The organism is Pseudomonas sp. R1-6 (assembly GCF_051132115.1).
Classification (GTDB): Bacteria; Pseudomonadota; Gammaproteobacteria; order Pseudomonadales; family Pseudomonadaceae; genus Aquipseudomonas.
The window spans coordinates 950,154-976,388 of the sequence record NZ_CP071662.1; the positions used below are offsets into that span (position 1 = coordinate 950,154).

The window sequence follows — 26,235 nt, forward strand, 5'->3', positions numbered from 1 at the left end:
TCACTCCGGCGACAGAGTGTAATTACTCTGCTGCGCCTTCTTCAGTCGCTTCTGGAGCAACACGTGGAGCGTGGACGTTGGCAACAGCCTTGTCATCACCGTGTGCCAGGGCAACAAACTCAACGCCTTTAGGAGCCTTGAGGTCGGACAGGTGAACGATCGTGCCAATCTCGGCGTCAGCCAGGTCGACTTCGATGAATTCAGGCAGGTCCTTCGGCAGGCAGGAAACTTCCAGCTCGGAAGTCACGTGCGAGATTTCGCCGCCTTTCTTGATCGGAGCAGCTTCGTTGATGAAGTGCACTGGAACGGTAGCGGTCAGTTTCTGGCCAGCCACGACGCGGATGAAGTCAGCGTGCATGATGAACTGCTTGGCCGGGTGACGCTGCATCGCTTTAACGATGACGTTTTGCTTCTTGCCATCAACGTTCAGTTCGATCACGTGGCTGAAAGCAGCCTCGTCTTCGAACAGCTTGGCCACTTCTTTGGCCAGCATGGTGATGGATTCAGGGGCCTTGTCACCACCGTATACAACGGCAGGAACCTGGCTGGCGAGACGACGCAGGCGGCGGCTCGCACCTTTCCCCAGGTCGGTACGCGCTTGGGCGTTCAGAATGAAATCGGTCATGTTGTTTCTCCAAAATAGCCATATCCGAATGACGTCTGCGACCGACGCCAAAGCGGTATGGGCAAAAAAGCCCCGCCCCAACATGAGTGTTGGGGCGGGGCGCTTTTCGTCAACGAGATATCCGGGAAAGGGCAGGGCCCTTAGCGGAACATCGCACTGATCGATTCTTCATTGCTGATGCGGCGAACCGCCTCGGCAACCACCGGTGCGATATCCAACTGACGGATACGCGCACAGGCTTGTGCTGCAGCGGACAGCGGAATGGTGTTTGTCACCACCAGCTCGTCCAGCACGGAATTTTCAATGTTTTCGATCGCCCGACCCGACAGCACAGGGTGCGTGCAGTAGGCGAAGACCTTGGCAGCGCCATGCTCCTTCAAGGCCTTGGCCGCGTGGCACAGGGTGCCGGCGGTATCGACCATGTCGTCGACCAGGATACAGGTGCGCCCTTCGACATCGCCGATGATGTGCATCACTTCGGAGTGATTGGCCTTCTCGCGGCGTTTGTCGATGATACCCAGATCAACGCCCAAGGATTTGGCTACGGCCCGTGCACGCACGACGCCGCCAATGTCCGGGGACACGATCATGAGGTTTTCGAAGCGCTGATCCTCGATGTCATCCACCAGGACGGGGGAGCCGTAGATGTTGTCCACGGGAATATCGAAGAAGCCCTGGATCTGGTCAGCATGCAGATCGACCGTCAGTACACGATCGATGCCGACCACGGTCAGCATATCGGCAACGACTTTCGCGCTGATGGCCACGCGTGCGGAACGCGGACGGCGATCCTGGCGGGCATAACCAAAGTAAGGAATAACAGCAGTAATACGAGTAGCCGAGGAACGGCGGAAGGCATCAGCCATCACGACGAGTTCCATCAGGTTATCGTTGGTCGGAGCGCAAGTCGGCTGAATAATGAAGACGTCTTTACCGCGAACGTTTTCATTGATCTCGGCGGTGATTTCGCCGTCGGAGAACTTACCGACAGAGATGTCACCGAGAGGGATATGCAGCTGACGTACGACACGCCGAGCCAGATCGGGGTTAGCGTTCCCCGTAAAGACCATCATCTTGGACACGCGCAGTACCTGAAGGCTGAGGGTATACCTGGATGAGTATAGGAAAATGGCAGGGGCGGCTGGATTCGAACCAACGCATGGCAGGATCAAAACCTGCTGCCTTACCGCTTGGCGACGCCCCTGTATCTGTTGCTGCGAGTGCCCAGCACTCGATTCCTTTTAGAGCAGACTTTGCAGCTTGCGATGCAACATCGAAACGTTGCTTCCTTTTGCTACAAACCCTGTAAGGGTCTCTGTAAGAAGGGCCGAGACTTTATCAGCTTCAGCTTTGCTTGGGAAGCCCCCAAACACACAACTTCCAGTTCCGGTGAGTTTTGCTTCGGTAAATTTACCTAACAAATTCAATGCGTTACGAACATCTGGATAACGCCTTGCTACCACCGGTAAGCAGTCATTTCGACTGTTTCCCTTGGGAACGGGGCGCACTTTAATGGGAGGAGAGTTACGTGTCAACAGTGGATCTGAAAAAATTTCTGCTGTACTTACAGAGACTTGCGGCACCAGCACCAAGTACCAAGGTTCCTCGGGCTCTACCGGTGTGAGTTTTTCCCCGACGCCCTCGGCGAAAGCCGCGTGGCCACGCACGAAAACCGGTACGTCGGCACCCAGCGAAAGGCCCAGCGCCGCGAGGCGATCCAGGTCCCAGCCCAACTGCCAGAGATGATTGAGGCCTAGCAGCGTCGTGGCCGCATTCGAACTGCCGCCACCGATCCCTCCACCCATGGGCAGGATTTTTTCGATCCAGATGTCGATGCCCAGCGAACAGCCGGATTGCTCCTGAAGCTTCTTCGCCGCCTTGACGATCAGGTTGCTGTCGTGGGGAACACCGTTGAATTCGGTGTGCAAACGGATCACGCCGTCATCGCGCACGGCAAAAGTGATCTCATCGCCATAATCCAGGAACTGGAAAATCGTTTGCAGCTCGTGATAGCCATCCGGGCGACGACCGAGGATGTGCAGCATCAGGTTGAGCTTGGCCGGGGAGGGCAGCGTCAGGCGTGCAGCGGTCATGTCATTGTCCCAGCTTGCGCGGCTGCCATTGCTTGATGACCAGCGTGACGTCCAGGTTGCTGCCGTGCAGCTTGATGCGCTCCGGCAACCAGTAGCCGTTCTGCTCGGCATAGCTCAGGTATTCGATCTGCCAGTCATCCTGCTCCAGGTTCGACAGGCGGCTGTCGGCGTCCAGGGTCAGACGGCTCTTGCTGTCCGGTGCCGGGAGGCCGCGAACCCACCAAGTGAGGTGGGAAACCGGCAGTTTCCAGCCCAGCTGTTCTTCCAGCAGTGCTTCGGGGCTCGGAGCCTCGTAGCGTCCCTGGTTGGCGACTTCCAGCGAAACCTGCCCTGGCCGGCCGGTCAGCCGCGCCGCACCGCGCCCCAGTGGGCCCGAAAGTCGAATGTCGTAGTAATCCTGGCGCTGCAACCAGAACAAGGTACCGCTGCCAGAGTCCTTGGGCGCGCGAATGCCGATCTTGCCGTCGATCTGCCAGCCGTCGAGGCCGCTGAGCTGTTTTTTATGCTCGCGCCACTGGGCCGGGTCGCCATGACCCTGGACGGATTCTCGGGCGCCGAAGCCCGCGCAACCGGCGAGCAGGGCGATGAAACTGAAAATAATGAAGTGGCGCACAAACATAATCTTAAAGGGTCTCTGATCCGGTCAGGCGTTTGATGGTGCCGCGCAGAATCGGGCTGTCCGGTTGTTCCTTGAGGAACTTGTCCCAGATCTGCCTGGCTTCGCGTTGTTTGCCGTTGGCCCACAGTACTTCACCCAGGTGCGCGGCGACTTCCTGGTCGGGGAAGCGCTCCAGGGCCTGGCGCAACAGGCGTTCGGCTTCGTCGAGGTTGCCCAGGCGGAAATTCACCCAACCGAGGCTGTCGAGTACGGCCGGGTCTTCCGGATTGATCCGGTGGGCCTGCTCGATCAGCACCTTGGCTTCATCGTAGCGGGTGGTCCGATCCGATAGCGTGTAGCCGAGGGCGTTGAGGGCCATCGCGTTGTCGGGGTCGCGCTGGATGATCAGCCGCAGGTCTTTTTCCATTTGGGCCAGATCGTTGCGTTTTTCCGCGAGCATGGCGCGGGTGTACAGCAGGTTCAGATCGTCCGGGTATTGCTTCAACGCTTGTTGCAGGACAGTCCAGGCTTTATCGCCCTGCTTGTTGGCCGACAGGGTTTCGGCCTCGATCAGGTAGAGCTGGATGCCATAGTCCGGCTGGGTGTCGCGCTGAACGGCCAGGCGACTCTGGGCCTCGGCCGTCCGGCCGTTGCCGATCAGGATGTCAGCCTGGCGCAGCTGCGCTGGGAGGTAGTCATTGCCCGGGCCGACCTGGGCGTACTCGATCAGCGCGCTCTCGGGATCGTTGCGCTCCTCGGCGATGCGGCCCAGGTTCAGGTGGGCCGAGTCGACGTGGCTTTCCCGGGCTATCAGGTCTTCCAGATAACCCTTGGCTTCTTCCCACGCCTTGGCTTCCAGGCAGACCAGCGCCAGGGAATAACGCAAATCGTCGTCTTCGGGGTATTGCTGCACCAAGCTGGAAAACTCGACCTTGGCGTCGTCCATGCGGTTGTTTTCCACCAGCATGCGGGCGTAGGTGAGGCGAAGGCGTTTGTCGTCCGGGTACTTCTTGATGCTTTTTTCCATCAGCGGCAGCGCTTCGTCGCCGCGATTCATGCCTTGCAGCAAGCGTGCACGCAACAGGATAGGCGCCACTTCGCCCGCTTCCGGCGGGTTGTCTTCCAACAAGGTGAGGGCGCCTTGGGAGTCGCCGTCCTGCTGCAGCAGCAAGGCCTTGCCGAAAATCAACTGGCCGTTGTTCGGGTGACGTTCCAGCAGGCGATCGAAACTCTTCTTCAAGCCGTCGCGGGTCTCTTGGTCGGTATCGGCGGCGGACAGCGCAAGGAAATCGAAATGGGTATCGCCCTTGCCCAGCAAGACTTTTTCCATGTACACCATGGAATCGTCGTAACGCCCGGCGCGCGCCAGTTGCACGGCGGCGGCGCGTTGCGCTTCGAGGTCGTCCGGGGCGTTTTTGGCCCAGATCAGCGCCGTATCCAGCGCGGCCTGGTCGGCCCCCAGGTATTCGGCAATGCGGAACGCCCGCTCGGAAATGCCCGGATCCTGAGTGTTGATGGCCTGGGTGACGTAGTTATCCAGGGCAATGTCGAAACGATTGCGCTGGCCTGCCAGCTCGGCACTCAGCAGGCTGAAGACAGTTTCTTCGCTGAACGAGCCGTACACCTTGGGCTTTTCAAGAGCCGGAGTGCTGCCTTCGACCGGTGGCGTACCGTCCGTCGAAACGGGGGCCATGGACTGGCAGCCGCCGAGAAAGGCAAAAGCGAGGAGCAACGCAAAAGATCTATTCATATAGGAAGAGGACGACTTACCTGCGGTCGGATCATCATGACACAAGCCATCGGTCAAACATAACCGAGTCTCGGCGGATGCCTTATAGGCACAGGTAATTGTGACAATAGTCGGTGGTGGTTGTTCTCAATCTGGCGAAGTAGGACAATTGCCGGCTTCACGTCACCATCAGCGACCTTGAATGGCCTTCCTTGCACTTGGTATTAACCACAAGACTGCTTCAGTAGATGTCCGCGAGCGCGTGGCCTTTACGCCTGAGCAGCTGGTTGAGGCCCTGCAGCAGCTCTGCCGACTCACCGACAGCCGCGAAGCTGCGATCCTCTCCACCTGTAATCGCAGTGAGCTTTATATAGAACAGGATCACGTCTCGGCCGATTCGGTGCTGCGCTGGCTGGCCGAATACCATGACCTGAGTCTGGAAGAGCTGCGCGCCAGTGCCTATGTCCATGAGGACGATGCGGCCGTTCGTCACATGATGCGTGTCGCTTCGGGGCTCGATTCGCTGGTGCTCGGCGAACCGCAGATTCTCGGCCAGATGAAGTCGGCCTATGCCGTGGCGCGCGAGGCCGGCACCGTCGGGCCGCTGCTGGGGCGTCTGTTCCAGGCCACTTTCAACGCCGCCAAGCAAGTGCGCACCGACACCGCCATTGGCGAAAACCCTGTGTCCGTGGCGTTTGCCGCTGTTAGCCTGGCGAAGCAGATATTCAGCGATTTGCAACGCAGCCAGGCGCTGCTGATCGGTGCTGGCGAGACCATCACCCTGGTCGCCCGCCATCTGCATGACCTGGGGGTAAAGCGCATCGTGGTCGCCAACCGCACCCTTGAGCGCGCCAGTACCCTGGCCGAGCAATTCGGTGCGCATGCGGTGCTGCTGTCGGATATTCCCGCCGAACTGGTGCACAGCGACATCGTCATCAGTTCCACCGCCAGCCAGTTGCCGATCCTGGGCAAGGGCGCGGTGGAAAGCGCCTTGAAACTGCGCAAGCACAAGCCGATCTTCATGGTCGACATTGCCGTGCCCCGCGACATCGAGCCCGAAGTCGGCGAACTGGACGACGTATACCTTTACAGTGTCGATGACCTGCACGAAGTCGTAGCCGAGAACCTGAAGAGCCGGCAAGGCGCGGCGCAGGCCGCCGAGGAAATGATCACCGTTGGCGCCGAGGATTTCATGGTGCGCCTGCGCGAGCTGGCGGCGGTGGACGTGCTCAAGGCGTATCGTCAGCAAAGCGAGCGCCTGCGCGACGAAGAATTGCAAAAGGCCCAGCGCCTGCTGGCCAACGGCGGCAGCGCCGAAGAGGTGTTGGTGCAACTGGCGCGCGGCCTGACCAACAAATTGCTCCATGCCCCAAGCGTCCAGCTCAAGAAGCTGACGGCCGAGGGCCGCCTCGATGCGCTGGCCATGGCCCAGGAACTTTTCGCCCTCGGTGAGGCTTCACCGGATAGCTTTTCGGATAAAAAATCGCAATGAAAGCGTCACTGCTCAATAAGCTGGACATTCTCCAGGACCGTTTCGAGGAACTGACCGCCTTGCTGGGCGACGGCGAAGTCATTTCCGACCAGAACAAATTCCGCACCTATTCCAAGGAGTACGCGGAAGTCGAGCCGATTGTCGCCACCTATAAGCAACTGCTCAAAGTGCAGGGCGACCTCGAGGGCGCCCAGGCGCTGCTCAAGGACAGCGACCCGGACATGCGCGAAATGGCCGTGGAGGAGGTGCGCGAAGCCAAGGAACAACTGGTCGAGCTGGAAAGCAATCTGCAACGCATGTTGCTGCCAAAGGACCCGAATGACGGACGAAACGTCTTTCTCGAAATCCGCGCCGGCACGGGCGGCGACGAAGCCGCGATCTTTTCCGGCGACCTGTTTCGCATGTATTCGCGTTATGCCGAGCGTCGCGGCTGGCGGGTGGAGATCCTGTCGGAGAACGAAGGCGAACACGGTGGCTATAAAGAAGTCATCGCCCGGGTCGAGGGCGACAACGTCTACGGGAAGTTGAAGTTCGAATCCGGCGCCCACCGCGTACAACGGGTGCCGGCCACCGAATCCCAGGGCCGCATCCATACATCGGCCTGCACCGTCGCGGTGTTGCCCGAGCCGGACGAGCAGGAAGCCATCGAGATCAATCCGGCGGACCTGCGGATCGACACCTACCGTTCTTCGGGGGCTGGTGGCCAGCACGTCAACAAGACCGATTCGGCGATCCGCATCACTCACTTGCCCTCGGGCATTGTCGTCGAGTGCCAGGAAGAACGCTCTCAGCACAAGAACCGGGCACGGGCAATGGCCTGGCTTTCGGCCAAGCTCAACGACCAGCAGACCAGCGCCGCCGCCAACGCCATCGCCAGCGAGCGCAAACTGCTGGTGGGGTCGGGCGACCGTTCCGAGCGCATCCGTACCTACAACTTTGCCCAGGGCCGGGTCACCGATCACCGGGTCAACCTGACCTTGTACTCCCTCGACGAAATCCTGGCCGGTGGTGTGGACGCCGTCATCGAGCCTTTGCTCGCCGAATACCAGGCCGACCAACTGGCCGCGATTGGCGAGTAAGGACGGGTGACCCAATGACCATCATCGCCAGTTTGCTTCGCGCCGCCGAATTGCCGGATTCCCCCACGTCACGCTTGGATGCGGAGTTGTTGCTGGCCGCTGCCCTGGGCAAGTCCCGCAGCTTCCTGCACACCTGGCCCGAGCGGATCGTGCCGAGCGAGGCCGCGCTGGTGTTTTCCGAATATCTACGCCGTCGTCGCTCCGGCGAGCCGGTGGCCTATATCCTCGGGCAGCAGGGTTTCTGGAAACTGGACCTGGAAGTCGCGCCCCACACATTGATCCCGCGTCCCGACACGGAGTTGCTGGTTGAGGCTGCGTTGGAGCTGCTGACAGCCACGCCGGCCCGGGTCCTCGACCTGGGCACCGGCAGCGGCGCGATTGCCTTGGCATTGGCCAGCGAGCGTCCGGCCTGGAGCGTGACGGCGGTCGATCGTGTGCTGGAGGCTGTGGCGTTGGCCGAACGCAATCGCCAGCGCCTGGGCCTGCGTAACGTCGCAGTCCTGAGCAGCCACTGGTTCAGTGCGCTGGAAGGCGAACGTTTCGGGCTGATCATCAGTAACCCGCCCTATATAGCCGCCAGCGATCCGCATCTGGCCGAGGGCGACGTACGTTTCGAGCCGGCCAGTGCGCTGGTGGCGGGGCCGGACGGGCTCGACGATTTGCGCGCGATTGTCCAGCAGGCCCCCGATCACCTCGAGGCAGGCGGCTGGCTGATGCTCGAGCATGGTTATGACCAGGCCGACGCGGTGCGGGGGCTGCTGCAAGACCAAGGTTTTGCCCAGGTCCATAGCCGCAAGGACCTCGGTGATCACGAACGCATCAGTCTGGGACGCCTGCCGTGCTGAACGATCAAGAGCTGCTGCGCTACAGTCGACAGATCCTGTTGCAACACGTCGACATCGATGGGCAACTGCGCCTCAAGCAGAGCCGCGCATTGATTGTCGGCCTCGGTGGCCTGGGCGCGCCAGTGGCGTTGTACCTGGCCGCAGCCGGTGTCGGCGAGTTGCACCTGGCCGACTTCGACACGGTCGACCTGACCAACCTGCAGCGACAGATCATCCACGACACTGATAGCGTCGGGTTGACCAAGGTCGATTCGGCGATGCGCCGCCTCACCGCCATCAACCCTGAAGTCCGACTGGTCCCCCATCCAGCGGCCATGGACGACGACAGCCTGGCTGACGCGGTGGCGGCGGTCGACGTCGTGCTGGACTGCTCCGACAACTTTTCCACCCGCGAAGCGGTGAACGCAGCCTGCGTCGCCGCGGGCAAGCCCTTGATCAGCGGCGCGGCCATCCGCCTGGAGGGCCAACTGTCGGTATTCGACCCGCGCCGCCCCGAAAGCCCTTGTTACCACTGTCTCTACGGGCACGGCAGCGAAGCCGAGCTGACCTGCAGCGAGGCCGGCGTTCTTGGGCCGCTCGTGGGGTTGGTGGGCAGTCTCCAGGCGCTTGAGGCCCTGAAACTGTTGGCCGGCTTTGGTGAGCCGCTAATGGGGCGCCTGCTGTTGATCGATGCGCTGGGCACGCGATTTCGCGAATTGCGGGTCAAGCGTGATCCGGAGTGCGGCGTTTGCGGTACCCGACATGAGTGAGGCGCCGGTCGGGGTGTTCGATTCAGGGGTCGGCGGGCTGTCGGTGCTGGGGGAAATTCGCCGATTGCTGCCCCATGAGTCGCTGCTGTACGTAGCCGATTGCGGGCATATTCCCTACGGAGAAAAAAGCCCGGAATTCATCCGTCGGCGGTGCGCGATCATTGCCGATTTTTTTCAACGCCAGGGAGCCAAGGCGCTGGTGGTGGCCTGCAATACGGCAACCGTCGCCGGAGTGGCTGACCTGCGTCGTGATTATCCGGACTGGCCCATTGTCGGCATGGAACCGGCGGTCAAGCCGGCCGCTGCGGCGACTCGAAGCGGCATCGTCGGTGTGCTCGCCACCACAGGCACGTTGCAGAGCGCCAAATTTGCCGCATTGCTCGACCGTTTCGCCACGGACGTGCGAGTGGTCACGCAGCCCTGTCCCGGCTTGGTCGAACTGATCGAGGCTGGCGACTTGCACAGCCCGGCCTTGCGCCAGTTGCTGCAGGGGTACGTTGCCCCGTTGCTGGCGGCTGGTTGCGACACGGTGATCCTGGGCTGCACGCACTATCCATTCCTCAAGTCACTGCTCAAAGAGATGGTTCCGGAGGATGTCAGCCTGATCGACACTGGCGCTGCCGTGGCTCGCCAACTCCAGCGCTTACTGAGCGAGCGGGCAATAGCTGCCGAGGGGCCTGCTGGCGAAACGCAATTCTGGAGCAGTGCCGATCCGTCACATCTAAGAAAAATCCTACCGATGCTATGGAATTCTTCCGGCATTGTGCGAAGCTTCGTCCTGTAAAAAAAACGTGAAAATTATGTAAATCGTGCTGAACTTCTGTTTTGGCGCGGATTTCTATAGCTCTGTCTGTTTGTAAGAAAAAACTAACTAAAGCTGTCGGAAAAGGATGTTTCTAATGAAGCGTTTATTCTGCTTTGCCGCGCTTGCGGCTGCGTTGCTGGGGCACACTTACACCGCACAGGCGGCAGGCGTGGAGTTCGGGGTCGGCCAGACCGGCGACTCGACCATGACCTATCGCCTGGGCATGCAGTTCGATTGGGACAAGAGCTGGCTACAGAGTGACGTGGGTCGGCTGACCGGTTATTGGAGCGGTGCCTACACTTACTGGGAAGGGGACAAGACCTCCAGTAACCATAGTCTGTCGTTCTCGCCGGTGTTTGTGTACGAATTTGCGGGTCAGAACGTGAAGCCCTACATCGAGGCGGGGATCGGCGTCGCGTTTTTTGACAATACCGAGATCGAAACCAACAAGCTCGGTACGTCGTTCCAGTTCGAAGACCGTGTCGGTTTCGGCCTGCGCTTCAATGGCGGACACGAAGTGGGCATTCGTGCCACTCACTACTCCAACGCCGGCATCTCGTCGGACAACGACGGGGTAGAAAGTTACGCGCTGCACTACACGATGCCGCTGTAACAGCAAAAACCGTGTCAGCGAGCTTGCTCGCGATAGCGGTGACCAGCGCCTGCACTCGCCTGGTCCACCGTTATCGCGAGCAAGCTCGCTCCACAGGGATCCAGTGCGTCAGATCATTCTTTATCGATACGCCGTCGCAATGCCCTGGCGTTCTTCCAGGCACTCCGGCGCGCCCATCTCGAATTCTCTGCAGATCAGCGGACGCTTTTCGTAGATCGTGCACATCATGCTGTCGCGATCCAGCGCCGCGCACCAGCCGTCATCGAGCCTCAGCATGACCTCCCCACCCCAATCGTCGGTGTCGATGAAACGTTCCGGAACGCCAGTATCGGTGATCAACATCACTTCCAGCTGGCAGCAGCACGCCGCGCATGTCGAGCACGTGACGACCGGCGCAGGCAGTTCAACGAGGGGGATGGTTTTCATGGCGCGCAGTGTACGGCAACCGGGTCGATCAGGGTTGTCCCTTGATCGGGGATTCGCCAGCGGGCTGGGTGTCCGCGGGAAAATTGTTGGCCGGGGAGGGTAACGGCCAGAGGGTCTTCATGGAGGCGGCGGGTAGGGGCGTTTCGTGGGGGCGTTCGTTCAACTGCGCCAAGATGTAGTTCGCCGTCGCTGGGGCCGACCATCGGGTCGGGATGGGAAGGCTACCGTCGAGACCCATCGCCGGGTCGTCGAATCCTGGGATAACCAGCGTTACGTCGATGCCTTTGCCGGACGGGGCGCCACGAACCGATTCAAACACCTGGCGCAGCGTAGTGCCGTCGCCTGGCGCGTGGGAAGGTGCCAGGTACGTGACGGGGCTGGTAATGCCTACCAGGTGAGGCGTGGCCCCCAGGCGCAATAACGGCAGCGCCACGTCAATGCAAAAACTTGCAACCAACAGATTGCTGCGGATGATGCGTTCGACCAGCGTATGGTCAGCCGGTTGGCCTTCAACGTATTCGGCCGTTCCGGCATTGATGATCACCGTGTCCAACGCGCCCCATTGCTGGGAAATCAATTGGCCGACCTCTCGAGCGATCTGGCTGTTGGTCAATTTGGCCGGGACCGCCAAGACTTGGTCGGGAAAGCGCTGGGACAGGAGCTTAGACATTTTAGACGAGCCGATAGCCAACTGCGCCCCGGTCTGAAGCAATGCTTCAGCCAGCGAGGCACCCACGCCATCAGCCGCACCGGTTAGCCAATACCTTCGTCCCAATCCTGTTCTCCTATCCTGAGTGTCATATCGAGGCCTGCGTCCTATGCAGAAGCCCTAAGTTAGTAAGACTATATAAGGTCCAGCGCGATGTGAATTCCCGATCTACCCAATTTCATGTCTGATAATCGCGCTTCAGTTTGATTTCATGGCCTGGCGAGACGGCAACCGCTTGAAGGCCGCCAAAGCCCGCATTCTCGATTGCGCCAGATCAACGATCGGTGACGGATAATCCGTTGCGTCAAACAGTTCGCGCTGGGCATCAGGACGGTGGACACGTTGGTTATCCAAATTGTTCAATTCAGGCAGCCAACGCTTGATAAATAGTCCCTCGCGATCAAATTTCTCCGATTGGCTCAGTGGATTGAAGATGCGGAACCAGGGCGCCGAGTCCGTCCCGGTGGAAGCGCTCCATTGCCAGCCGCCATTGTTGGCCGCCAGGTCGCCGTCGATCAGATGGCGCATGAAAAAACGTTCGCCTTCGCGCCAGTCGATCAGCAGATTCTTGGTCAGGAACATGGCCACCACCATCCGCAACCGGTTGTGCATCCAGCCCGTCTCCAGCAGCTGGCGCATGGCCGCATCGATGATCGGCAGGCCGGTGCGCGCCTGTTGCCACGCCGCCAGTTCATCCGGCGCTTGGCGCCAGGCCAAGGCCTCGGTCTCCGGGCGAAACGCGCGGTGTCGGGACACGCGTGGATAGCCCACCAATATGTGTTTGTAAAACTCCCGCCAGAGCAATTCATTGATCCAGGTCACTGTTCCTGCATTTCCACTTTCGAACTCACCCTGGTTGGCGTGCAGTGCCGCGTGCAGGCATTGGCGCGGCGATACCACGCCGGCCACCAGGTAGGCCGAAAGCTGGCTGGTGCCAGGCCTGGCCGGGAAGTCCCGCTCAGTCAGGTAGTCGTCGATGTGCTGCTCGACAAACCCATCCAGCCGCCGCCGGGCTTCGCTCTCACCGGCCGGCCACAGGGTTCGCAGCGTTTCGCTGGGTGGCTCGAAACCTTCGACGCACGTCGGCACGGGATCACTGGCTATGGCGGTGGACGCTTGCCGGGCAGGCGTGGGCACCACGCTCGGTAGCGAGAAATGCAAGCGCTGGTAGCACACCTTGCGAAACTGGCTGAATACCTGGAAATAGTTGCCGGTCTTGGTCAGCACGCTGCCGGGCTTGAACAAGAGCTGGTCGAGGTGGCTATGAAACTCGACACCCTCTCCAGCCAGCGCATGAGCGACTTCGGTGTCGCGTCGGGTTTCGTTCAGGCCGTATTCTTCGTTGACGTGCACGGCGTCGATGTTCAGCTCCCGGCACAGTGTCGCCAATATCTCTGGCGCCTGGTCCCATTGGGGCGCTTGGCGGATCAGCAGCGGGATGTTCAGTCGTTCCAACGCCGTGCTCAGCGACGCCAGGTTGCGCAACCAGAAGTCGACTTTGCAAGGCGCATCATCGTGGGCGCGCCATTGCCCCGGGCTTGGCAGATATACCGCCACGCAGGGACCTCGGGCGGCAGCGGTGGCAAGCGCGGTGTTGTCGTGCACGCGCAAATCGCTGCGCAGCCAGATCAATTGCATGGACATACTCTTTAAAGAAGCGCCCGACGATTCAGTTCGGCGTGAGCGCAGAGCGGGTTTTCGGCCCAACTGACGTGGGGCATCGAGACGTCGGTGGATAGCCTGGCGAGATGAATGGACACGGCCGGGCCGGCGATGATGATCGGGCAGTCGACGGCATTCAGTTGCCTAGGCAATTGGGAAAGGTTCAAGGCATTGCTTGAATACAGCAACACGGCGCGGGCCTTGAGCCGTTCGACCGCCAGCGCCAACTCTCCCGCCGGCAAAGGCGCATCGAAGACCTCCACGGGGCAATCGGCGCTGCTGGCGAGCCAGGCCGTCAACCACAGGTGCGGTTCCTGGGACGACAGAGAATGATTGACCATCAGCAACGGCGCGCCATGCACCTGGCGGTTGTTGTGGTAGACCCGGCTGCCGAACTTGCTGCGCAGCCAGGAATAAAAGAACACCTGCTCCAACTGCGCGCCGAATTGCCCTTGCCAACGTGTCTGCAATTCGTCGAGCAAGGGCAGCAGCAACTGTTCGCAAACAGTACTGGGCGGATAAAGCGCCATCGCCTGGTTGACCAGATGATCGACTTGCCGCTCGGCCAGTTGCATCACCGCCAGGGCAAGGGCGTGGCGCTGGCACTGCCAATCATCTTCCAATGGCTCGTCGGGCGGCTGCGGAGTGTCGAGCAACGGCTTGACCTTGCTCACGGCCACGCCGCGATTGATCCAAGTGAGGATGCTCTGGATCCGTTGCACATGTTCAGCGCTGAACAAGCGATGGCCCTTGGGGGTGCGGTGCGGCACGATCAAGCCATAGCGGCGCTCCCAGGCACGCAGCGTGACGGCGTTGACGCCGGTCCGCCGGGACACTTCGCGTATGGGCAGCCAGCCCTGCGCCAGCGCTGTGGCAAAATCAGCGCCGAGGTCTTCGCTGGCGCTGGAGTCGGGTTCGTCGTTCATCAGATGGCGTTTCGCAGGCTGAGATTTTCCGGGTGGGGTTGCAGGTACGCCTGTTGCGCGAGATATGGATCGGGATGCTGGCGCAGGTGATGCTTGAGTAACGTCAGCGGCACCACCAAGGGCACGATGCCGAGGCGATATTGCTGGATGAGGTGCTGCACTTCCCGCTTGTCATCGGCGCCGATAGCGCGTTTGAGATAGCCACTCAAATGTTGAAGTACGTTGGCGTGGGTTCGACGGGTGGCGCATTTCTTCAAGGCCGTCATCAGGGCACTGAAATAACGCGGGCCCAACTCATTGGGATCCGACGTGCCCATGTTGCCCAACAGGTTGCCGAGGGCCTTGTATTGCACCGGATCGTGAGCCATCAGCAAGTATTTGTAGCGCGAGTGGAATTCAATGAGATCGCGCCGGGTCAGGTCGCGACGGCGCAGCGGTTGCCAAGCGGCGTAGACGAACACGCGCGTGAGGAAGTTCTCACGCAATACCGGGTCGTTGAGGCGACCGTCTTCTTCCACCGGCAGGTCCGGATGGCGTGCACAAAAGGCCTGCGCGTAGATACCACGCCCGCCGCCGTCCTGAGGCACGCTGTTGTGATCGTAGACCTTGACCCGTTCCAGCCCGCACGACGGCGACTTCTGCATGAAGATGTAGCCGCAAACGTCGTTTAGTTCCTCGGCCATTTGCCGACCGTAATCGTCCAGCGGTTGGGTGACATCGAGATCGCGGTTCACGGTGCCGACCGCGTGGGGTTGCTCGGGTTTGCCCACCAGCCGAATCGGTTCCCGGGGAATGCCCAAGCCTATGGCGACCTCAGGGCAAACCGGGACGAAATCGAAAAAGTCATTAAGCGTGCGGCTGCATAGCTGGGATTGCTTGTGCCCGCCATTGAAGCGAACTTCGGCGCCCATCAGGCATGCGCTGATAGCAATCTTGGGTTTGGCGTTCGCTTCGCTGGGCATGAGCTACCTCTGGGATAAAAATCTTGTACATATTTACTTCGCTGTACAATATTTTTAATCATAGGTCTGAATGGACACAAGTCAACCGGCAATGGAATGAACGGGCGATGCCACGGAGGGCGCAGATGGGCTGCTGTCTATTGCGACAGCAGCGAGGGAGGCAAGGGCGATCTACTGGAGGCTGGCGTGCAACCGGCGCGCGGCGTCCTGGCCGCTGAGCCAAGCCCCTTCGACCCGGCCGGACAGGCACCAATCTCCGCACACGTACAACCCCAGGTCCGCATCGGCCAGCGCGCCCCATTCGTGACTGCTGGCGGGGCGGGCGTACAGCCAGCGGTGGGCCACGCTGAAGCTCGGAGCGGGCATGGCGCTGTGCAGCAGTTCGGCGAAGGCACCGTGCAGGTGTTCGATGACCGCTTCCTTGGACATGTCGATGTGCTGGCGGCTCCAGTCGCTGGTGGCGTGCAGCACCCAGGTGTCGAGCTTGCTATCGCGGCCTGGCTTGCTGCGGTTGCGTGCCAGCCAGTCGAGAGGGCTATCCTGTACGAAGCAGCCTTCCATGGGCGTATCCAAAGGCTGTTCGAAGGCCAGCGCCACCGCCCAGGTCGGGTCCATTTTTACCCCGGCGGCCACGCCAGCCAGTTTCGGCACCGCGGCCAGTAATGCGGTCGCCTGGGGCGCGGGCGTGGCGATGACCACCTGGCCGAACGGGCCATGGGTGAACCCTTCAGCGTCCTGCAGATGCCAGTGCTCCTGGCCGCGAAACACTTCGGTGATGCGGCAGGAGAACTGCACGGGCAGGTCGCCGAGCAGGGCACGGGTAATCGCGCTCATGCGCGGGGTGCCGACCCAACGGGTCTGTTCGTCCGGTGAAGGGCTCATCTGCCCGTCCTGGAAGTGATAGAGCTGCGGGTTCCATTCCGCTGCCCAGCCGTTGGCTTGCCAGCGCTGCACCTCCGTGACGAAGCGCCGGTCCCGGGCAGTGAAATACTGGGCGCCCATGTCCAGCGCGCCAGCGTCGCTGCGCTTGCTCGACATGCGTCCGCCGCTACCGTGGCTTTTATCGAAAAGTTGGATGACATGCCCGGCCTCCGTCAGGGCCTGGGCGGCGGAGAGTCCGGCGATGCCGGTGCCGATGATTGCGATAGGTACAGTCATGAGGGCCTCGTTTACTTTCTGTACAGACTACGCCGTCTTTAATCCTGTACAATTTTGGTTTTTGGTATAAGTTTTACCGTTCGCGTTTTGGCAGGTTGTCCTATTGTTAGAAACAGACCTTGGCCGATGTGAAAAATCTCTACCTATAAAAATAGACTAATGGGCCGGGTAAAACGCGATGCGAGGAACACCTCATGCACATATTGCTGACCGGCGGTACTGGTTTGATCGGACGTCAGCTCTGCCAGCACTGGTTGGAGCAAGGCCATCGCTTGACGGTATGGAGTCGTCGACCCGAGCAGGTGGCGAAAATCTGCGGGGCGCAGGTGCGCGGCATCGCCGCGCTCGATGAAATTGGCGAGCCGGTGGACGCGGTGGTCAACCTCGCCGGCGCGCCCATCGCTGATCGGCCCTGGAGCCACAAGCGCAAGATCTTGCTGTGGAGCAGCCGCATCACGTTGACCGAGGCTTTGCTTGCATGGCTGGAACGGTGCGAGCAGAAACCGCAGGTGCTGATTTCCGGTTCCGCCGTGGGCTGGTATGGCGACGGTGGCGAGCGGGAGCTGACCGAGGAATCAGGGCCGGTCAGCGAGGACTTCGCCAGCCAGCTGTGCATCGCTTGGGAGGAAACGGCGCAGCGGGCCGAGGCCTTGGGCCTGCGCGTGGTCCTGGTTCGAACCGGCCTGGTCCTGTCCGCCGAGGGCGGCTTTTTGTCGCGGTTGCTGCTGCCCTTCAAACTGGCGCTGGGCGGGCGTATCGGCAACGGGAGGCAGTGGATGCCATGGATACATATCGACGATCAAATCGCTCTGATTGATTTTCTTCTGCACCGCAGTGATGCCAGCGGTCCTTATAATGCCTGCGCGCCGAACCCGGTGCGCAACCGCGATTTTGCCAAGGCCCTGGGGCACGTGTTGCATCGCCCGGCCGTGGTGCCGATGCCGGAGCTTGCGCTGAAAGTCGCGTTGGGGGAATTGTCATTGCTGTTGCTGGGCGGCCAGCGCGCCACGCCGGCCCGATTGCAGGCGGCGGGTTTTTCATTCCAGTTCACTGATTTGCCCGCGGCCCTGGAAGATTTATCGGGTCGCCTTTGAAATAGGACGTTGCATGACCGATCACGCGTTGCTTCTGGTGAATCTGGGTTCGCCTGCCTCCACCTCGGTGGCCGATGTGCGCCGCTACCTCAATCAATTCCTGATGGACCCGTACGTGATCGACCTGCCATGGCCGGTCCGGCGGTTGCTGGTGTCGCTGATCCTGATCAAGCGCCCCGAACAGTCTGCCCACGCCTACGCGTCGATCTGGTGGGAAGAGGGCTCACCCCTGGTAGTGCTCAGCCACCGCTTGCAACAGGCGATGACCGCCCAATGGACGCAGGGGCCCGTAGAGTTGGCGATGCGTTACGGCGAGCCGTCGCTGGAGTCCACCTTGGTGCGCCTGGCGAGCCAGGGCCACAAGAACATCACCCTGGCCCCGTTGTATCCGCAATTTGCCGACAGCACTGTCACCACAGTCATCGAAGAAGCCAAGCGGGTTGCGCGCGAGAAGAAGCTCGACGTGAAATTCTCGATTCTCCAGCCTTTCTACGATCAGCCGGAATACCTCGATGCGCTGGTTGCCACCGCCAAGCCGTACCTGATGCAGGACCATGATCACCTGTTGTTGAGTTTCCATGGCTTGCCCGAGCGGCACCTGACCAAGCTCGACCCCACCGGTTACCACTGCTTCAGGGATGCCGACTGCTGCAAGAACGCGCCGCCTGAAGTCATGGCGACCTGTTACCGCGCCCAGTGCATTCGTACCGCCGAATTGTTCGCCCAGCGCATGGGCCTGGCGCAGGGTAAATGGTCGGTGTCGTTCCAGTCGCGATTGGGCCGTGCCAAGTGGATCGAACCCTACACCGAAGCGCGTCTGGAAGAACTGGCCAAGAGCGGCGTGAAAAAAGTGCTGGTGATGTGCCCGGCGTTCGTGGCCGATTGCATCGAGACGCTCGAGGAAATCGGTGATCGCGGCCGAGAGCAGTTCCGCGAGGCGGGAGGCGAGGAGTTGGTACTGGTGCCTTGTCTCAATGACGATCCGCGCTGGGCGCAGGCCTTGAGTACCCTCTGCGAGCGGGCGCCTCTAGCTCTATAAAAATTCTGCGGCTCCTTCGCGAGCTGGCTCGCTCCCACAGTAGATCTCGAGTGGTCACAAAATTTGTGTTCACAACGGATCTCCTGTGGAAGCGAGCCTGCTCGCCAAAGCAATCTGACTGACAGCAATAACCTCAAGCTGAGTCAGACCAGCGGCTCATCCGCCTTCTTCTGCTTCCATCCGTCATTGCCCGGCAAGATCAGGTTCAACGCGATCGCCACCACGGCGCACAGCGCGATGCCCTTGAGGCCGAAGTCGTCCGGGCCCGTGCCGGTGCCGACCAGCACGCCGCCGATGCCGAACACCAGCGTCACCGAAACGATCACCAAATTGCGCGCCTCGCCCAGATCGATCTTGTGACGAATCAGCGTGTTCATGCCCACTGCGGCAATCGAGCCGAACAACAGGCACAGGATCCCACCCATCACAGGCACCGGAATGCTTTGCAGCAGCGCGCCGAACTTGCCGATGAACGCCAGGCTGATGGCAAAGATCGAGGCCCAGGTCATGATCTTCGGGTTGTAGTTCTTGGTCAGCATCACCGCGCCGGTGACTTCGGCGTAAGTGGTGTTGGGCGGGCCGCCGAAGAGGCCGGCTGCGGTGGTGGCGACGCCGTCGCCGAACAACGTGCGATGCAGGCCTGGCTTTTTGAGGTAATCGCGACCGGTCACGCTGCCCACGGCAATGACGCCGCCGATGTGCTCGATGGCCGGTGCCAGCGCGACGGGCACGATGAACAGGATCGCCTGCCAGTTGAACTCCGGTGCGGTGAAGGCGGGCAGGGCGAACCAGGGGGCCGCGGCGATCTTCGCGGTGTCGACGACGCCAAAGAAAAACGCCATGGCGAAGCCCACCAGCACGCCGGAGATGATCGGCACCAGGCGGAAAATGCCCTTGCCGAACACGGCGACAATCAACGTGGTGAGCAACGCCGGCATCGAAATCATCATCGCGGTCTGATAATGAATCAGCTCGGTGCCGTCGCCGGCCTTGCCCATGGCCATGTTCGCGGCAATCGGCGCCATCGCCAGGCCGATGGAAATGATCACCGGACCGATCACCACCGGCGGCAGCAGGCGGTCAATGAACCCGGTGCCCTTGATCTTCACCGCCAGGCCCAGAAACGTGTAGACGAAACCGGCCGCCATCACGCCGCCCATGGTCGCCGCCAGGCCGAACTGGCCCTTGGCGAGGATGATCGGTGTGATGAAGGCAAAGCTCGACGCCAGAAACACCGGCACCTGGCGCCCAGTGACGATCTGGAACAGGATCGTCCCCAGGCCCGCCGTGAACAGTGCCACGTTCGGGTCCAGGCCCGTGATCAGCGGCATCAGCACCAGCGCGCCGAAGGCGACGAACAGCATCTGCGCGCCGGACAGCACCTGACGCCAGAGCGGATCGTTGAATTCGTCCTGCATGCTCAGGCGTCCTTCTGCTTGGTGCCGAAGATTTTGTCGCCGGCATCGCCCAGGCCCGGAATGATGTAACCGTGTTCGTTGAGTTTCTGGTCGATGGAGGCGGTGTAGATGGTCACGTCGGGGTGGGCATCTTCCACGGCCTTGATGCCTTCGGGCGCGGCGACCAGCACCATGGCGCGGATATCGCGGCAACCGGCCTTTTTCAACAGATCGATGGTGGCGACCATCGAGCTGCCGGTGGCGAGCATCGGGTCGATGATCATTGCCAGGCGCTCGTCGATTTCCGGCACCAGTTTTTCCAGGTAGGTGTGGGCTTGCAGGGTCTGCTCGTTGCGAGCCACGCCCACGGCACTGACCTTGGCGCCCGGGATCAAGCTGAGCACGCCTTCGAGCATGCCGATACCGGCGCGCAGGATCGGCACCACGGTAATCTTCTTGCCGGCGATTTTTTCCACTTGCACCGCACCGGCCCAGCCGGCGATCTCGTAGGATTCGAGCGGCAGGTCTTTGGTGGCTTCGTAGGTGAGCAGGGCGCCGACTTCCTGGGCGAGTTCGCGGAAGTTCTTGGTGCTGATGTCTGCGCGGCGCATCAGGCCGAGTTTATGTCTGATCAGCGGATGGCGGATCTCGAGGATGGGCATGGGGAAGGCTCCGGCGGCGGGCAAAAAAACCGGCCTAGATTAATCTATCCGAGGGTGTTGTCCTATAGACAATACAGAACGTTAGTCCACAAATGCTTGATCTGGCCGGGCGGGATGCGTACCTTTGCCCGCTTTTCCGAACTGCCACCCCTGGAGAGCGCACATGTCCGCTGATCTCGAGCATATCCGTCAAGTCATGCGAGAGGCTGACTGCCTGTACACCGAAGCTGAAGTCGAAGCGGCCATCGCCCGTGTCGGTGCGCAAATCAACGATCAATTGGCTGAAAGCAATCCGGTCGTGTTCTGCGTGATGAACGGCGGGCTGATTTTCTCCGGCAAGCTGCTGACCTATCTGAACTTCCCGCTGGAAGCTTCCTACCTGCACGCCACCCGTTATCGCAACGAGACCAGCGGCGGCGACCTGTTCTGGAAAGCCAAGCCGGAAGTCTCGTTCATCGACCGTGACGTGCTGATCATCGACGACATCCTGGATGAAGGGCATACCCTGGGCGCGATCATCGATTTCTGCAAACACGCTGGCGCCCGCGCGGTGCACACCGCCGTGCTGATCGACAAGGACCACGACCGCAAGGCCCGACCTGACCTGAAGGCCGATTTTGTCGGCCTGCCGTGCATCGACCGCTACATCTTCGGCTACGGCATGGACTATAAAGGCTACTGGCGCAACGCCAATGGCATTTTCGCCGTCAAGGGGATGTAATCGGATGACTGGCCCTGCCTTCCTGGATCAAGCCTTGTTCGATGAGCTGGCCGAGAAGGCCGGGGCCAGTGCGCGTGGGCGCCAACATCACAATTTCCACCAGATGGATGAGCCTTGCCACCGCATGGCGGTGGGTTTGCAGCCCTCGACCTACATCCCGCCGCATCGCCACCTGAGCGCCGACAAGGCTGAAACCTTACTGGTGCTCAAAGGCCGCCTCGGTGTGTTGATCTTCGATGAAACCGGAACCGTGACCGGCAAGCGCATCCTGCAGGCCGGTGGCGATTGCCTCGGTGTCGATCTGCCGGCCGGTGTCTACCATGGCCTGGTGGTACTGGAAGCCGACAGCCTGATGTTCGAATGCAAAGCCGGCCCCTACCGGCCGGTGGGCGACGGCGAACTGGCCCCTTGGGCGCCCCGCGAAGGCGAGCCCGGCGTTGCGCAATACCAGGCCTGGATGCGCGCTCAATTCGACTAATATCGATGGCGATCGCGCTTTTATGAGGCCAGCGCTGATGGCCTGTGCCGCGAATGAATTGTCCGGGTCGCTTATTTTTTCGATGAATGCTAGCGTGCCCGGCCAAGCCTCCGGAGCCTGTCATGAGTGTATCGATCCGCCGCTGCGCCACTTTGCTGTTGCTAACTAGCTTGCCCTTGATGGCCGTGGCCGCGCCGATGCACAGTCAGTTCTTGCCGCCGGATGACCTCGTGGCGCGCCAGGAGCAGCCTGAACAGCAGCAGTTGCTGCAAGTCACCGAATACTCGGTGGTACTGGGCAACCAGCGCCCTTCCAACCAGCAGCCGATCCCGGTCACCTCACCATTGATGGTGCGCCTCAAAGGCAAACCGTTGAACAAGGGCGCGACCATCAGCCAGGTGATTCTCAATTTCGACGGGGAAAGCAAAAGCCTGAAGAAACCGGCGTACGACGAGGCGAGCAAGACCTTGACCTTGTCTTATCCACAGGCTCAGTACCGGGTGGTCATCGACCTGTTGCGCAATGACACGGTGTACGTGCAATTCCTCAGCTACGCCAACGGCCATATCTGGGCCGATCTGCACACCGGCACCGCACGCCCGCGTTGAGCCGCAACGCCCGCCGGGGGTAAACTGCCCGCCCCGTGAATTGTGCGAGTTGGAGCCGGCAATGCGTAAAGACAAGAAACAAGTGATTGGTGACGAGATTGGCGACGAACAGATCAAGCTGTTCCTCAATTTTGAACCGGTCGATGCTACGTCGCCGTCGCTGCACAAACTGATCAAGGCCTACCGTGGGCTGCGTGTCGACGACTTCGAGCGTTTCCTGGTGTTTTTCGTCGAGGCGGGCTACGACCTCGATGGCAAGGACGAACATGGCAATGATTTCGTTGCGCTGAACAAGGACCAGCGCAACGCCGAGGAATACATCGAGTTGATCAACAAGGCGCGTGGCTGATAGGCCGAGGGCCTGCCTGGCAGGTCAGCGGGAGCAAGCTCCCTCGCCACGAAAAGCTTCAAAAAAAAAGCCCCGCCCTCATGGAGAGCGGGGCTTTTTTTAGCCGACCGAATCAAGCGTAGCTTTGGGTCTCGCTGCTTTCTTCAACCAGTTCCAACGCAATGTTGTTCTGCGCATTGATCTTGCGATACAGCGCGGCATCGGTTTCCAGTACTTTTTCCCGGGCTGGGAAGATTTCCGCGAGCTTGGTGGCCCACTCGCCCTTGGCTTTTTCCGGGAAGCAACGCTCGATCAGTTCCAGCATGATCGAAACGGTGACCGAGGCGCCTGGCGAAGCGCCGAGCAGGGCGGCGAGGGTTCCGTCCTTGGCCGCCACCAGTTCGGTGCCGAATTGCAGTACGCCGCCTTTCTTCGGGTCTTTCTTGATGATCTGCACCCGCTGGCCGGCCACTTCCAGGCGCCAGTCCTCGGCTTTCGCCTCGGGGTAGAAGCGGCGCAGCGATTCCAGGCGCTGCTCCATGGACTGCATCACTTCGCTGATCAGGTACTTGGTCAGGTCCATGTTGTCCCGGGCCACGGCCAGCATCGGGCCGATGTTGCCGGCGCGTACCGACATTGGCAGATCCATCAGCGAGCCGTGCTTGAGGAACTTGGTGGTGAAGCCGGCGTAAGGCCCGAACAGCAGGGATTTCTTGCCGTCGACCACGCGGGTGTCCAGGTGCGGCACCGACATCGGTGGCGAGCCCACGGCGGCCTGGCTGTAGACCTTGGCCTGATGGTGCTTGACCACTTCCGGGTTGTCGCAACGCAGCCACTGGCCGCTGACCGGGAAACCACCGAAGCCCTTGCTTTCTTCGATACCCGACGCTTGCAACAGTGGCAACGCGGCGCCACCGGCACCGAGGAAGACGAACTTGGCGTCGACTTCGCGGGTGCTGCCGGAATTGACGTCCTTGATGCTCACGGTCCAGCCGTCACCTTTGCGCTTGAGGCCGGTGACGCGCTTGCAGTATTTGATCTGAGTGTCCGGCGCGCTGCCCAGGTGCTTGAGCAACTGGTTGGTCAAGGCGCCGAAGTTGACGTCGGTCCCGTTCATGACGCGGGTGGCGGCGATGACTTCATCGGCCGGCCGGCCTGGCATCATCAGGGGCATCCACTCGGCCATCTGGTCGCGATCTTCGGTGTATTCCATGTCGGCGAAGGCGTGATGCTGGCTCATCAGTTCGAAGCGCTTCTTCAAGAACTCCACGCCTTTTTCACCCTGTACGAAACTCAGGTGCGGCACCGGGGCAATGAAGGATTTCGACGAGCCGAACGTGCCCTTTTTAGTCAGGTACGTCCAGAACTGCTTCGACACCTCGAACTGGGTGTTGATGTGCACGGCTTTCTTGATGTCGACAGTGCCATCGGCGGCCTGGGGCGTGTAGTTCAGCTCACACAGCCCGGCATGACCGGTACCGGCGTTGTTCCAGGGGTTGGAACTCTCCGCGGCACCCGAGTCCATCAGCTCGACGACTTCCAGGGAAATCGCCGGGTCGAGCTCCTTGAGCAGTACGGCCAGGGTGGCACTCATGATGCCGGCCCCTACCAGAACTACATCAACTGCTTCGTTATGCGCCATTTAACGCGTCTCCAAAATCTGCAGCACCAAATTGTCGGCATAGCGGCCAGGAAGCGGGGCAGGTCAGTTGCGCCCCAGGTATCCATGGCCAGGAATCGCCATGTCCGAATCTTCGCAATTTTTCGCACTTTTGCGGATGCATGCAGCCTGGCCTCTAGAGTCCCATGAACTCATTTAAGCGCAGGGCAAGCAATTCGACTTATGGCCGAGACATCCGTTCGTGCAACCAAATCCGTAGCGGACAGGCTTCAGGCGGCGGTTCTTGAGCGATATCCGGTCCTGTGTCGTTGGGCTGTTCCAGACGCTGATGGTGCTTGTTCAGACGCAAAACTCTTCATTTGCTCGCCACACTCTTGTGAAGTTGTGAAAACCCGTTTTTTCACGCTCTTTTGAAGACGTGAACCTCAAAAAAGGGCTGTCCCAGCCTGGCACCGGGCCCGGTTTGGTTGCCCCCATGCAATACATGACAGGCAAAACGGGCAGACAGCTCAGTGACCGAGCGTAATGACAGCTCTGCAGATTCGCGAAAAGCGGTGATTTGCCAGGGAAACAGCAAGCGCGCCAGCTTCACTCGATCTGTGTGGGCGGCTCTCTGTGGGCGGTGCGGGGTGCCAATACAAGCGCATCAGCGGCGTTGCGAGGCCCGATCAGGAGACGTCCTTATAATCGGGGGGAGATTGTAACGAAGAAACGCGCGGAAATGGTCGTGTTTTATGACTTTTATTAGCCTTGCGGTCAGAAGGCCAACAGCTGGCGGTTACGTACGCGAGTGCGAGGCGGTTGTACCAGGGCACTGGCAGGCAAGGGCTGGTGCAGCCAGTTGAGGCGGATCTCTTCGATTTCCACCCAGCCATCGCCCATGGGCTGCAGGCTGCACTGCTTGAATGCCTGGCAGCGGCCGGTACGGTCCAGCAGGGCGAAGCAACGATGATGCGGGCGCGGGGTAAACAGGGAGATGAGAAAACGCATGGTCAGGTACCGTGTCCGGGGAGCTTGGGGACAGCCTGACAGCCGGCCATGACACCCTGGTGTAAGGACCGTGACAACGGGGTGACAGGAACCGCCTATCCGGGCCCGTGTCAGACATTTCAGTATTCATCGAAGGCGCTGGTTCGCCGCGATGGCGCACCGCTATACTGCCGGCCTGTCTGTGCCCGATTCTGGAGAGAAGAGCATGTTGCAACGCCTGTTGTTCGGTTTGATCGCAGTGACCAGTCTGACCCTCGTCGGCTGTGCCCACAGCCCGCAACAACTTAACCCGGAGCCCAAGCTCAACGCCCAACTGGCGCCGGTGGGTCGCGGCCAGCCGGTGGTGGTCCGTGTCGTGGACGGTCGTCCGTCGCCGACCCTCGGCACCCGGGGTGGCTTGTACCCGGAAACCAGCGTGATCACGGTGCAGGGTGCGCAAATCCTGCCTAAATTGCAGGCCCAGGCCGAGGCGGCCGTGCGTTTGCTGGGCTTCACCCCCACCGCCAATGCAATGAATGCCCCGCAACTGACCGTGACCCTGGCCGAACTGAAATACCAGTCGCCCAAGGAAGGCATGTACGTGACCGAGGCGACGATCGGCGCGACCTTCCGCTCTGACGTGCAGAACGCCAATCGTCGCTACAGCGGTCGTTATGGCGCTTCGCTGGACCAACGCTTCGGCATGGCGCCCAACCAGGACACCAATACCAAGCTGGTCAGCGATGTATTGAGTGATGCCCTGACCCGTCTGTTCAAGGACCCGACCATCGGTCAGGTGTTGGCAGAGTAACGACTGAAGACCCGTATCCCCTGTGGGAGCGAGCAA

28 protein-coding genes and 1 tRNA gene are annotated in these 26,235 nt (G+C 60.7%); 13 read left to right on the forward strand and 16 right to left on the reverse strand.

Annotated elements, in window-relative coordinates; genetic code table 11:
- Positions 1–22: 22 nt before the first annotated feature.
- The 6 genes from J3P81_RS04420 to J3P81_RS04445 all read right to left on the reverse strand — a co-directional run bounded on the left by J3P81_RS04420 (position 23) and on the right by J3P81_RS04445 (position 5,066).
- Positions 23–625, reverse strand: a complete 603-nt coding sequence (locus tag J3P81_RS04420; RefSeq protein WP_420764064.1) for a 50S ribosomal protein L25/general stress protein Ctc — start codon at positions 623–625, stop codon at positions 23–25.
- Positions 626–765: 140 nt separating this feature from the next.
- Positions 766–1,707, reverse strand: a complete 942-nt coding sequence (locus J3P81_RS04425) for a ribose-phosphate pyrophosphokinase (RefSeq protein WP_003171603.1) — start codon at positions 1,705–1,707, stop codon at positions 766–768.
- A 47-nt stretch (positions 1,708–1,754) separates the two neighbouring features.
- Positions 1,755–1,829, reverse strand: a tRNA-Gln gene (locus J3P81_RS04430).
- A gap of 37 nt (positions 1,830–1,866) precedes the next feature.
- On the reverse strand, positions 1,867–2,718 hold the full coding sequence (ispE, locus tag J3P81_RS04435) for a 4-(cytidine 5'-diphospho)-2-C-methyl-D-erythritol kinase (protein WP_434562330.1): 852 nt from the start codon (positions 2,716–2,718) through the stop codon (positions 1,867–1,869).
- Between the two features lies 1 nt (position 2,719).
- Complete coding sequence (gene lolB, locus J3P81_RS04440; RefSeq protein WP_434562333.1) at positions 2,720–3,337, reverse strand: lipoprotein insertase outer membrane protein LolB; 618 nt, start codon at positions 3,335–3,337, stop codon at positions 2,720–2,722.
- A gap of 4 nt (positions 3,338–3,341) precedes the next feature.
- A complete protein-coding gene (locus tag J3P81_RS04445; protein WP_434562335.1) occupies positions 3,342–5,066 on the reverse strand; it encodes a tetratricopeptide repeat protein in 1,725 nt (574 codons plus the stop codon).
- 181 nt (positions 5,067–5,247) lie between these two features.
- Between J3P81_RS04445 and hemA the strand changes: the two genes are divergently transcribed.
- The 6 genes from hemA (at position 5,248) to J3P81_RS04475 (ending at position 10,628) form a co-directional block, all read left to right on the forward strand.
- A complete protein-coding gene (hemA, locus tag J3P81_RS04450) occupies positions 5,248–6,537 on the forward strand; it encodes a glutamyl-tRNA reductase (RefSeq protein ID WP_039592198.1) in 1,290 nt (429 codons plus the stop codon).
- Entirely contained in the window at positions 6,534–7,616 is a 1,083-nt protein-coding gene (gene prfA / locus J3P81_RS04455) for a peptide chain release factor 1 (RefSeq protein WP_039592197.1), read from the forward strand. The genes hemA and prfA overlap by 4 nt, the downstream gene beginning before the upstream one ends.
- 14 nt (positions 7,617–7,630) lie before the next feature.
- Positions 7,631–8,461: a peptide chain release factor N(5)-glutamine methyltransferase gene (gene prmC, locus J3P81_RS04460; RefSeq protein WP_434562337.1), complete on the forward strand. Its 831-nt coding sequence runs from the start codon at positions 7,631–7,633 to the stop codon at positions 8,459–8,461.
- Entirely contained in the window at positions 8,455–9,210 is a 756-nt protein-coding gene (locus J3P81_RS04465; RefSeq protein WP_434562339.1) for a molybdopterin-synthase adenylyltransferase MoeB, read from the forward strand. The genes prmC and J3P81_RS04465 overlap by 7 nt, the downstream gene beginning before the upstream one ends.
- The gene (gene murI / locus J3P81_RS04470; protein ID WP_434562341.1) at positions 9,203–9,994 is read left to right on the forward strand and encodes a glutamate racemase; all 792 of its coding nucleotides are present in this window, start codon (positions 9,203–9,205) and stop codon (positions 9,992–9,994) included. Before J3P81_RS04465 ends, murI begins: the two co-directional genes overlap by 8 nt.
- 115 nt (positions 9,995–10,109) lie before the next feature.
- A complete protein-coding gene (locus J3P81_RS04475; protein WP_434562343.1) occupies positions 10,110–10,628 on the forward strand; it encodes an acyloxyacyl hydrolase in 519 nt (172 codons plus the stop codon).
- Between the two features lie 120 nt (positions 10,629–10,748).
- Here J3P81_RS04475 and J3P81_RS04480 read toward each other — a convergent pair whose 3' ends face one another.
- The 6 genes from J3P81_RS04480 to J3P81_RS04505 form a co-directional block, all read right to left on the reverse strand.
- Complete coding sequence (locus J3P81_RS04480; RefSeq protein WP_420764073.1) at positions 10,749–11,054, reverse strand: YkgJ family cysteine cluster protein; 306 nt, start codon at positions 11,052–11,054, stop codon at positions 10,749–10,751.
- A 28-nt stretch (positions 11,055–11,082) separates the two neighbouring features.
- Positions 11,083–11,790, reverse strand: coding sequence for an SDR family NAD(P)-dependent oxidoreductase (locus J3P81_RS04485; protein ID WP_434564079.1), 708 nt, complete (start codon positions 11,788–11,790; stop codon positions 11,083–11,085).
- Between the two features lie 171 nt (positions 11,791–11,961).
- Entirely contained in the window at positions 11,962–13,401 is a 1,440-nt protein-coding gene (gene phrB / locus J3P81_RS04490; RefSeq protein WP_434562345.1) for a deoxyribodipyrimidine photo-lyase, read from the reverse strand.
- Positions 13,402–13,412: 11 nt separating this feature from the next.
- The gene (locus J3P81_RS04495; protein ID WP_434562347.1) at positions 13,413–14,351 is read right to left on the reverse strand and encodes a MerR family transcriptional regulator; all 939 of its coding nucleotides are present in this window, start codon (positions 14,349–14,351) and stop codon (positions 13,413–13,415) included.
- Positions 14,351–15,313: a YbgA family protein gene (locus J3P81_RS04500; protein ID WP_434562349.1), complete on the reverse strand. Its 963-nt coding sequence runs from the start codon at positions 15,311–15,313 to the stop codon at positions 14,351–14,353. Before J3P81_RS04500 ends, J3P81_RS04495 begins: the two co-directional genes overlap by 1 nt.
- 171 nt (positions 15,314–15,484) lie before the next feature.
- A complete protein-coding gene (locus J3P81_RS04505; RefSeq protein WP_434562351.1) occupies positions 15,485–16,471 on the reverse strand; it encodes an NAD(P)/FAD-dependent oxidoreductase in 987 nt (328 codons plus the stop codon).
- Positions 16,472–16,665: 194 nt separating this feature from the next.
- Between J3P81_RS04505 and J3P81_RS04510 the strand changes: the two genes are divergently transcribed.
- Together J3P81_RS04510 and hemH are read left to right on the forward strand one after the other, a co-directional pair.
- The gene (locus J3P81_RS04510; RefSeq protein ID WP_420764079.1) at positions 16,666–17,565 is read left to right on the forward strand and encodes a TIGR01777 family oxidoreductase; all 900 of its coding nucleotides are present in this window, start codon (positions 16,666–16,668) and stop codon (positions 17,563–17,565) included.
- Positions 17,566–17,578: 13 nt separating this feature from the next.
- Entirely contained in the window at positions 17,579–18,604 is a 1,026-nt protein-coding gene (gene hemH, locus J3P81_RS04515) for a ferrochelatase (protein WP_434562353.1), read from the forward strand.
- Positions 18,605–18,747: 143 nt separating this feature from the next.
- Here the strand turns inward: hemH and J3P81_RS04520 are convergent, their stop codons facing one another.
- Together J3P81_RS04520 and upp are read right to left on the reverse strand one after the other, a co-directional pair.
- Entirely contained in the window at positions 18,748–20,022 is a 1,275-nt protein-coding gene (locus J3P81_RS04520) for a uracil-xanthine permease family protein (protein WP_434562355.1), read from the reverse strand.
- 2 nt (positions 20,023–20,024) lie between these two features.
- Positions 20,025–20,663 carry a uracil phosphoribosyltransferase gene (gene upp / locus J3P81_RS04525; RefSeq protein ID WP_039592183.1) on the reverse strand — a complete coding sequence of 213 codons (639 nt, stop codon included), beginning with the start codon at positions 20,661–20,663 and terminating at the stop codon, positions 20,025–20,027.
- Between the two features lie 163 nt (positions 20,664–20,826).
- Here upp and J3P81_RS04530 point away from each other — a divergent pair, with 163 nt between their 5' ends.
- The 4 genes from J3P81_RS04530 to J3P81_RS04545 all read left to right on the forward strand — a co-directional run bounded on the left by J3P81_RS04530 (position 20,827) and on the right by J3P81_RS04545 (position 22,819).
- On the forward strand, positions 20,827–21,384 hold the full coding sequence (locus tag J3P81_RS04530) for a hypoxanthine-guanine phosphoribosyltransferase (protein WP_030138595.1): 558 nt from the start codon (positions 20,827–20,829) through the stop codon (positions 21,382–21,384).
- Positions 21,385–21,388: 4 nt separating this feature from the next.
- Positions 21,389–21,862 carry a WbuC family cupin fold metalloprotein gene (locus J3P81_RS04535; protein WP_434562357.1) on the forward strand — a complete coding sequence of 158 codons (474 nt, stop codon included), beginning with the start codon at positions 21,389–21,391 and terminating at the stop codon, positions 21,860–21,862.
- A gap of 122 nt (positions 21,863–21,984) precedes the next feature.
- Positions 21,985–22,470, forward strand: coding sequence for a hypothetical protein (locus tag J3P81_RS04540; RefSeq protein WP_420764083.1), 486 nt, complete (start codon positions 21,985–21,987; stop codon positions 22,468–22,470).
- 61 nt (positions 22,471–22,531) lie between these two features.
- Positions 22,532–22,819, forward strand: coding sequence for a PA4642 family protein (locus J3P81_RS04545; RefSeq protein WP_420764084.1), 288 nt, complete (start codon positions 22,532–22,534; stop codon positions 22,817–22,819).
- A 112-nt stretch (positions 22,820–22,931) separates the two neighbouring features.
- On the opposite strand, the gene mqo is transcribed toward J3P81_RS04545, so the two are convergent.
- Positions 22,932–24,440 (reverse strand): malate dehydrogenase (quinone), encoded by a 1,509-nt coding sequence (gene mqo, locus J3P81_RS04550; RefSeq protein WP_420764085.1) that lies wholly within the window; start codon positions 24,438–24,440, stop codon positions 22,932–22,934.
- A 735-nt stretch (positions 24,441–25,175) separates the two neighbouring features.
- Complete coding sequence (locus tag J3P81_RS04555; protein ID WP_420764086.1) at positions 25,176–25,409, reverse strand: hypothetical protein; 234 nt, start codon at positions 25,407–25,409, stop codon at positions 25,176–25,178.
- A 205-nt stretch (positions 25,410–25,614) separates the two neighbouring features.
- Between J3P81_RS04555 and J3P81_RS04560 the strand changes: the two genes are divergently transcribed.
- A complete protein-coding gene (locus tag J3P81_RS04560; protein WP_030138601.1) occupies positions 25,615–26,199 on the forward strand; it encodes a YajG family lipoprotein in 585 nt (194 codons plus the stop codon).
- Positions 26,200–26,235 lie beyond the last annotated feature (36 nt).

What these genes read in the sequence shown, in the direction of transcription:
- prfA (WP_039592197.1), top strand. Translation starts at nt 6,534, where the DNA reads ATGAAAGCGTCACTGCTCAATAAGCTGGACATTCTCCAGGACCGTTTC.
- upp (WP_039592183.1), bottom strand. Translation starts at nt 20,663, where the DNA reads ATGCCCATCCTCGAGATCCGCCATCCGCTGATCAGACATAAACTCGGC.
- J3P81_RS04505 (WP_434562351.1), bottom strand. Translation starts at nt 16,471, where the DNA reads ATGACTGTACCTATCGCAATCATCGGCACCGGCATCGCCGGACTCTCC.
- J3P81_RS04510 (WP_420764079.1), top strand. Translation starts at nt 16,666, where the DNA reads ATGCACATATTGCTGACCGGCGGTACTGGTTTGATCGGACGTCAGCTC.
- J3P81_RS04495 (WP_434562347.1), bottom strand. Translation starts at nt 14,351, where the DNA reads ATGAACGACGAACCCGACTCCAGCGCCAGCGAAGACCTCGGCGCTGAT.
- J3P81_RS04530 (WP_030138595.1), top strand. Translation starts at nt 20,827, where the DNA reads ATGTCCGCTGATCTCGAGCATATCCGTCAAGTCATGCGAGAGGCTGAC.
- ispE (WP_434562330.1), bottom strand. Translation starts at nt 2,718, where the DNA reads ATGACCGCTGCACGCCTGACGCTGCCCTCCCCGGCCAAGCTCAACCTG.
- J3P81_RS04540 (WP_420764083.1), top strand. Translation starts at nt 21,985, where the DNA reads ATGAGTGTATCGATCCGCCGCTGCGCCACTTTGCTGTTGCTAACTAGC.
- J3P81_RS04520 (WP_434562355.1), bottom strand. Translation starts at nt 20,022, where the DNA reads ATGCAGGACGAATTCAACGATCCGCTCTGGCGTCAGGTGCTGTCCGGC.
- hemA (WP_039592198.1), top strand. Translation starts at nt 5,248, where the DNA reads ATGGCCTTCCTTGCACTTGGTATTAACCACAAGACTGCTTCAGTAGAT.
- J3P81_RS04475 (WP_434562343.1), top strand. Translation starts at nt 10,110, where the DNA reads ATGAAGCGTTTATTCTGCTTTGCCGCGCTTGCGGCTGCGTTGCTGGGG.
- murI (WP_434562341.1), top strand. Translation starts at nt 9,203, where the DNA reads ATGAGTGAGGCGCCGGTCGGGGTGTTCGATTCAGGGGTCGGCGGGCTG.
- J3P81_RS04500 (WP_434562349.1), bottom strand. Translation starts at nt 15,313, where the DNA reads ATGCCCAGCGAAGCGAACGCCAAACCCAAGATTGCTATCAGCGCATGC.
- J3P81_RS04560 (WP_030138601.1), top strand. Translation starts at nt 25,615, where the DNA reads ATGTTGCAACGCCTGTTGTTCGGTTTGATCGCAGTGACCAGTCTGACC.
- J3P81_RS04445 (WP_434562335.1), bottom strand. Translation starts at nt 5,066, where the DNA reads ATGAATAGATCTTTTGCGTTGCTCCTCGCTTTTGCCTTTCTCGGCGGC.
- J3P81_RS04555 (WP_420764086.1), bottom strand. Translation starts at nt 25,409, where the DNA reads ATGCGTTTTCTCATCTCCCTGTTTACCCCGCGCCCGCATCATCGTTGC.
- mqo (WP_420764085.1), bottom strand. Translation starts at nt 24,440, where the DNA reads ATGGCGCATAACGAAGCAGTTGATGTAGTTCTGGTAGGGGCCGGCATC.
- J3P81_RS04535 (WP_434562357.1), top strand. Translation starts at nt 21,389, where the DNA reads ATGACTGGCCCTGCCTTCCTGGATCAAGCCTTGTTCGATGAGCTGGCC.
- prmC (WP_434562337.1), top strand. Translation starts at nt 7,631, where the DNA reads ATGACCATCATCGCCAGTTTGCTTCGCGCCGCCGAATTGCCGGATTCC.
- J3P81_RS04420 (WP_420764064.1), bottom strand. Translation starts at nt 625, where the DNA reads ATGACCGATTTCATTCTGAACGCCCAAGCGCGTACCGACCTGGGGAAA.
- J3P81_RS04480 (WP_420764073.1), bottom strand. Translation starts at nt 11,054, where the DNA reads ATGAAAACCATCCCCCTCGTTGAACTGCCTGCGCCGGTCGTCACGTGC.
- J3P81_RS04545 (WP_420764084.1), top strand. Translation starts at nt 22,532, where the DNA reads ATGCGTAAAGACAAGAAACAAGTGATTGGTGACGAGATTGGCGACGAA.
- phrB (WP_434562345.1), bottom strand. Translation starts at nt 13,401, where the DNA reads ATGCAATTGATCTGGCTGCGCAGCGATTTGCGCGTGCACGACAACACC.
- lolB (WP_434562333.1), bottom strand. Translation starts at nt 3,337, where the DNA reads ATGTTTGTGCGCCACTTCATTATTTTCAGTTTCATCGCCCTGCTCGCC.
- hemH (WP_434562353.1), top strand. Translation starts at nt 17,579, where the DNA reads ATGACCGATCACGCGTTGCTTCTGGTGAATCTGGGTTCGCCTGCCTCC.